The sequence below is a fragment of the Agrobacterium sp. NPDC090283 genome, from assembly GCF_044769685.1.
Lineage (GTDB): Bacteria > Pseudomonadota > Alphaproteobacteria > Rhizobiales > Rhizobiaceae > Agrobacterium.
Genome location: NZ_JBIVYG010000016.1, coordinates 137,974 through 143,980, shown reverse-complemented (window position 1 = coordinate 143,980; position 6,007 = coordinate 137,974). Strand labels below are relative to the sequence as shown.

Sequence of the window (6,007 nt, the reverse complement as noted above, 5' to 3'; positions counted from 1 at the left end):
CAGCTCTTGGTGCAATCATGCGCCACATCATCGTCATCGCAAACGCAAGATTGAAAGAATATCAAAATGAGCAAATACGACTGACTTGATGAGGGGGAGAGGATTTCCGACCAGCATGAAACATGTATGTCGTTTATTCAGCTCGGCGCATAAAACACTCTATCCCATTGAAATTACGCATCCTCCTAGCAGAAACCCATTCCTGTTTCCGCCCTGATGCGCTAGGATTTCCCCAAAAAGTGGGGACCGATGAGCGTCGATTTCAAAAAACTCAAAAGCTTCGTCAAGATCGTCGATACTGGCAGCGTCTCGCGCGCCGCCGGCATTCTGCGCGTGGCGCAGCCGGCGCTGTCGCAGCAGATCGCTTCGCTGGAACAGCACTTCAAGCATCAGCTTCTGCTGCGCAGCAATGTCGGCATCACGCCGACGGAAGCCGGGCTGATCCTTTACCGCCATGCGCAGATCATGCTGAAGCAGATCGAGCAGGCGCAGACCGATATCGACCGCTCGGCCCGCTCGGTCTCCGGCCGGGTCTCCATCGGGCTCGCCACCTATTCATCGTCCAGCGCGCTGTCCCTGCCGCTCATCAAGGAGATGAGGGCACGGTTTCCCGCCATTACGGTGCATATCAACGACAGTTTCGGCCACATCCTCAGCGAGTTGATCATGACCGGCAAGATGGATATGGCGCTGATCTACACCTCCGATCCGATCAAGGGCGTGACGCTCGAGCCGCTGTTCCGCGAGGAGATGTTCCTCGTCTCTCCAGCCGATATGAAGCTGCCGGCCGAACCCGGTCAGCCGCTTCCGCTCTCGGCGCTGGATGGACACGCGATGCTGCTGCCGAGTAAGGCGCATTTCCTTCGCCGGCTCATCGATGAGGGACTTGCCCGGGCGCGGGCGCGGCCGGAGGTCATTTCCGAACTTGAATCCGTGCCTGCTTTGGGTGCTGCGGTGCTAGACGGCCTCGGCTCAACGATCCTTCCGGCCTCCGTTGTTCTGGAAACCCCGAGCTTCAGCGGCGCGCAGCTGCACCCGCTCACAACCCCCGTCATCGACGCCACGGTTTCGCTTTGCGTCTCCGATCATATGCCGCTTTCCGAGCCGGCTCTGGCGGCGCGTTCCGTGCTTCTCGAGATCGTCACCAAGCTCAAGAGCGGCCACCACCCCGGCATCCACGCCATCTGAATTCGCTATAAGCAAACCCTATGGCGGCAGACCGAGGTTGTGTTGGTAAAGGCCGGCGGAAGCCTTCAATTTTCCATCAGTGAACGGACCCGATCTACGGGTCCCAAAGGCAGCCAGAGAGGCTGCATGGTCGCTCGAGGGAAACAATGGCAAAACTGGCTTTCGATACTGGCGGTACCTTTACCGATTTCGCGCTTCTGGACGACAGCGGCGAACTTCACCTCCATAAAGTCCTGAGCACGCCGAAAAATCCGGCCGAGGCCGTTGTCCAGGGCGTATCGGAACTGCTCGAAAAGCACGGGGATGCGATCGCGATCGAGAACCTGCAGGTGCTTGGCGCAACCACCGTCGTCACCAATGCCGTGCTGGAGCGCAAGGGCGTCGAAACCGGTTTCGTCACCACGGATGGCTTTCAGGACATGCTGCGCATCCGCAACGAGGGGCGTTACGATCTTTACGACCTGAACATCAAATATCCCGATCCGCTGGTCACCCGCGCCAACAGTTTTGGTGCCGAAGAACGCATCGCAGCCGATGGCGAAGTCATGACGGAACTCAAGGAAGAAACCGTTCGTGAGATTGCCGGGCGGCTGAAGGAAAAGGGTATCCGCTCGGTGGCGGTCTGCCTGCTGCACGCATACAAATATCCGCAGCACGAGCAGCGCGTCGCCGCCCTTCTGCGCGAGCAAGACCCTGACATTTTCGTGTCGCTGTCTTCCGAGGTCTGCCCGGAAATGCGCGAATTCGACCGCGCCTCGACAACGGTGGTCAATGCCTATACCCGCCCGCAAATGTCCGGCCATGTCGCCCATCTGCAGCGGGAATTTGCGCAAAAGGGCATCGACCGGCAGGTGCTGTGGATGACCTCTTCGGGTGGCCTTGTGCCGAGCCGCCGCGCCGCCGAACTTCCCGTGCGCCTGATCGAATCCGGTCCCGCCGCGGGTGCCGTCGCCGCCGCCGAATTCGGCCGCACGGCGGGTGAGGCGAGCGTGCTTTCCTTCGACATGGGCGGCACCACCGCCAAGCTCTGCCTCATTCCCGATGGCGAACCGAATGTCGGCACCGATCTCGAAGTCGCGCATTACCAGCGCTTCCGAAAAGGGTCTGGTTTTCCGCTGAAAATCCAGTCGATCCAGATGATCGAGATCGGCGCCGGCGGCGGATCCATTGCGGCCAAGAACCCGCTCGGGCTTCTCGATGTCGGCCCGCATTCCGCCGGCGCCATGCCGGGGCCGGCTGCCTATCAGCGCGGCGGAACCGAGCCGACGGTGACCGACGCCGATATTCTGCTCGGTTACATGGGAACGGAATCCTTCGTCGGCGGCTCGTTCAAGGTGTCGAAGGACGCTGCCCATGAGGCGATGTCGAAACTGGCCGCCTCGCTCGATGTGTCCGTCGAACGCTGCGCCTGGGGCATCCATGATCTCGTCAATGAATCCATGAGCAAGGCGGCCGCCATGCACGCGACCGATCTCGGCGTCGATCCGCGCTCTTTGCCGATGGTGGCTTTCGGCGGCGCCGGCCCGGTGCATGCCTATGGCATCGCCCGCAAGCTCGGTATCTCCCGCATCATCTGCCCGACGGGCGCGGGCGTCAGCTCCGCCATCGGCCTGTTGATCGCGCCGGTCGCCGTCGATCTCTCCGCAAGCCATCCGATGGCGCTCGACGCCTGGGATATCGATGCGATGAACCGCCTGCTCGATGATCTTTCCACTCAGGGCGCAGAAGTCGTTTCGGCCGCCGGCGTTCCGAAGGAGACGATCAGCAATCGTTATACCGTGGACATGCGCCATGTGGGGCAGGGGCACGAGATCACGGTGGTGCTTCCCGACCGCAACCTGCCGAAGGACCTCTTCCTTGAGGAATTGCGCAGCAGCTTCTTCAAGCTCTATCGCGAATTGTTCGGCCGCACGGTGGCCGCACCGCTGGAAGTCATAACCTGGCGTCTGCGCGCCAGCGGCGAGAAGGATCAGGTCACCCGGCCGCATGAAACTGTCATTGCCGAAGCCCGGAAGGGCAGCCGGAAGGTCTATTTTCAGGAGGCGGGCGGCTATGTCGGGACCTCGGTTTACGACCACTACAAGCTGCCGGTCGGCCACGAGGTGAAGGGGCCTGCCATTGTGGAACAGCGTGAATCGACGGCTGTTGTCGGGCCGAGCGGCACCTTCCATGTCGATGCCCACGGCAATCTCGTGATCAACATTCTCTAGAGCATTTCCGCTTTTCTTCGAACCGCGAAAACGCTCTATCTCTTTGTTTTACGCATTGTCCGGACGTCAAAGCGATCCCGCTTTGACTGGAAATGCTCTAAGGGGGCAGTCAGATGTCGAAACCCGCAACCGATTTCAACGATCCGATCAACCTTCAGGTCATGTGGAATCGCCTTATCTTCATCGCGGATCAGGCCGATAACGTGCTCGGCAAGACGGCGTTTTCGCCGATCGTGCGCGAGAACCATGATTACGTAACGGTACTTCTCGACAGTAAGGGCAGGGCGCTGGCGCAATGCACCTGGTCGATCCCGGTCTTCATCACCTCGCTGCCAGCGGCGGCGCAGAAATATTTCCTGCCGAAGTTTCCAGTCGAGATGCTGGAAGAGGGCGACGTTCTCGCCACCAACGATCCGGAAATCGGAACCGGCCATCTGCCTGACGTGACGATGATCACGCCGATCTTCAAGAACGGCAAGGTCGTCGCTTATGCGGGATCCATCGCCCATCTTCCCGATATTGGCGGCGCGCCGCTGCATTCGGAAGCCAGCGACATTTTCGCGGAAGGCATCCGTTTCCCCATCGTCAAGCTGCTGAAAGCCGGCGTTCCGAACGAGGACGTCTTCGATATCATCGCAGCCTCCGTCCGCCTTCCCACGGAAGTGCGCGGCGACCTGGAATCGATGATCGCCGCCAACAATGTCATGGGCCGCGAACTCGTCAAATTCCTCGATGAATACGGGCTGGACGATATCGACGGACTGGCGGACGCCATCCACGCCCGTTCCGAGGCGCAGACGCGCAAGGCAATCCGCGAATGGCCGAACGGCACCTATTCCGCCGAAGTCCTGCTCGATGGCTACGATGTCGACGTCAAGCTGAAAGCCTCGGTGATCGTCAGGGACGATTCCATCCATGTGGACTATACCGGCACGTCGGATCAGGTCCTGCACTCGATCAACTGCCGCACGAACTACCGCTACGCCCATTCGGTTTACGCGCTGAAATGCCTGCTCGATGCCGAAACGCCCAATAATGAGGGCTGCATCGTTCCGATCACCGACGAGGCGCCGCTCGGCTGTATCCTCAATCCGCAGGAATGGACGGCGGGTAATTCGCGCAACCTCATCGGCCACGTCATTCCCTCGCTCATCTTCAAGGCGCTGGAAGGCATCGTGCCGGAAAAGGTGCTGGGCGACAGCGGCGGCGCGCCGATCTGGGCAGCCAATTGCGTCGGCCAGCGTAACGATGGCACGCAATACGGCTCCGTGCAGAATTTCCATGGCGGGCAGGGCGCGCGTGCCGAATTCGACGGGCTGGATACGCTGAGTTTCCCATCCAACTGCAAGGTCACGGCCATCGAAATGTTCGAGGTCGCCGTGCCGGTGTTGACGGAATGCAAGGAACTCATTGCCGATTCCGGTGGCGCCGGCAAACATCGCGGCGGCCTTGGCCAGCGCGTCGTTCTGCGCAATCTCGGCAGGAACCCGATGAACATCTATCTGGCATCGGAACGCGTCCGCCACCCCTGCTTTGGTGTGGTGGAAGGCCAGAGCGGTTCCGCCGGCAAGGTGATGAAGCAGGGCAAGTCGCATTTCCCCAAGGGTAAGGTCGTTCTTCAGACCGGCGAACGTCTGGAAGTTCAGACGCCCGGCGGTGGCGGCTGGGGCAGGGCCAGCGAGCGCTCGCGCGCGCTGATCGAACAGGATATTTCCGAAGGTCTGGTAACAGCAAAAGCGGCGAAAGAAATCTTCGGCTATTCTGGCGCCATTGCCGCCGCAGCCGAATAGGAGATGAGCATGGGACTGCTGAACGGAAAAATCGCGCTGGTAACCGGCGCCGGTTCAGGCATTGGCCGCGAAACCGCAATCCTGCTGGCGAAAGAAGGGGCGACGGTGGTTCTGACCGGACGCCGCCTCGATCCGCTGCGCGAGGTGGCGGAACTGATCGAGAAGAAGAAGGGCAAGGCCATCGCACGCACGCTCGATATCGCCTCGCGCGAAGCGATCTTCGACACGGTCAAGTCGATCGGCGAGGCCGTTGGTCCCATCGATATTCTGGTGAACAATGCCGGTTCCGCCAGCAAGGTGCTCAACGCCCGCTTCATCGGCGAGGAGGAGTGGAACACCACCATCAACGTCAATCTGACGGCCGTGTTCAACCTGACGCAGGCGGTGCTGCCGGAAATGATCGCAAAGGGCGAGGGCACCATCATCACCGTCTCCTCGCTCGCTGCCCTCAATCCCAATCTTCTGGGCGGCGTGGCTTACGGTGCTGCAAAGGCGGGCGTGAAGAACTTCATGACCTTCCTGCATAATACCTATCGCAACCAGGGTATCCGGGCGACGACCATTCTGCCGGGCGAGACGGATACGCCGATCATGAACAACCGCGCGCGGCCGCCTCTCAAGGAAGAACGCGCCGTGATGATGGATCCGCATGACGTGGCCCGCGCCATCGTGCTCTGCGCCAGCCTGAACAAAAGCGCTGTCATTCCGGAACTGCACATCTGCCCGACCCATATGCGTGACACGTCGAAGGATATCGAAGTCGCACGCTGGGTGGGCGCACCGGACGATACGCCGGATATGCCGAAAAAGAACTGAGGA

4 protein-coding genes are annotated in these 6,007 nt (G+C 60.5%); all 4 read left to right on the top strand.

The genetic code is table 11. The annotated features are described in order from the left end of the window. The first annotated feature begins 249 nt into the window (after positions 1–249). The 4 genes from nac to ACIQUH_RS21250 all read left to right on the top strand — a co-directional run bounded on the left by nac (position 250) and on the right by ACIQUH_RS21250 (position 6,004). A complete protein-coding gene (gene nac / locus ACIQUH_RS21265) occupies positions 250–1,188 on the top strand; it encodes a nitrogen assimilation transcriptional regulator NAC (protein ID WP_400818637.1) in 939 nt (312 codons plus the stop codon). A 146-nt stretch (positions 1,189–1,334) separates the two neighbouring features. Next, on the top strand, positions 1,335–3,398 hold the full coding sequence (locus ACIQUH_RS21260) for a hydantoinase/oxoprolinase family protein (RefSeq protein WP_400818635.1): 2,064 nt from the start codon (positions 1,335–1,337) through the stop codon (positions 3,396–3,398). Positions 3,399–3,511: 113 nt separating this feature from the next. Continuing rightward, positions 3,512–5,188 (top strand): hydantoinase B/oxoprolinase family protein, encoded by a 1,677-nt coding sequence (locus ACIQUH_RS21255; RefSeq protein ID WP_400818633.1) that lies wholly within the window; start codon positions 3,512–3,514, stop codon positions 5,186–5,188. Positions 5,189–5,197: 9 nt separating this feature from the next. Continuing rightward, positions 5,198–6,004, top strand: coding sequence for an SDR family oxidoreductase (locus ACIQUH_RS21250; protein WP_400818631.1), 807 nt, complete (start codon positions 5,198–5,200; stop codon positions 6,002–6,004). Positions 6,005–6,007 lie beyond the last annotated feature (3 nt).

Coding starts and splice junctions, on each gene's coding strand:
- ACIQUH_RS21255 (WP_400818633.1), top strand. CDS start 3,512: ATGTCGAAACCCGCAACCGATTTCAACGATCCGATCAACCTTCAGGTC.
- ACIQUH_RS21260 (WP_400818635.1), top strand. CDS start 1,335: ATGGCAAAACTGGCTTTCGATACTGGCGGTACCTTTACCGATTTCGCG.
- ACIQUH_RS21250 (WP_400818631.1), top strand. CDS start 5,198: ATGGGACTGCTGAACGGAAAAATCGCGCTGGTAACCGGCGCCGGTTCA.
- nac (WP_400818637.1), top strand. CDS start 250: ATGAGCGTCGATTTCAAAAAACTCAAAAGCTTCGTCAAGATCGTCGAT.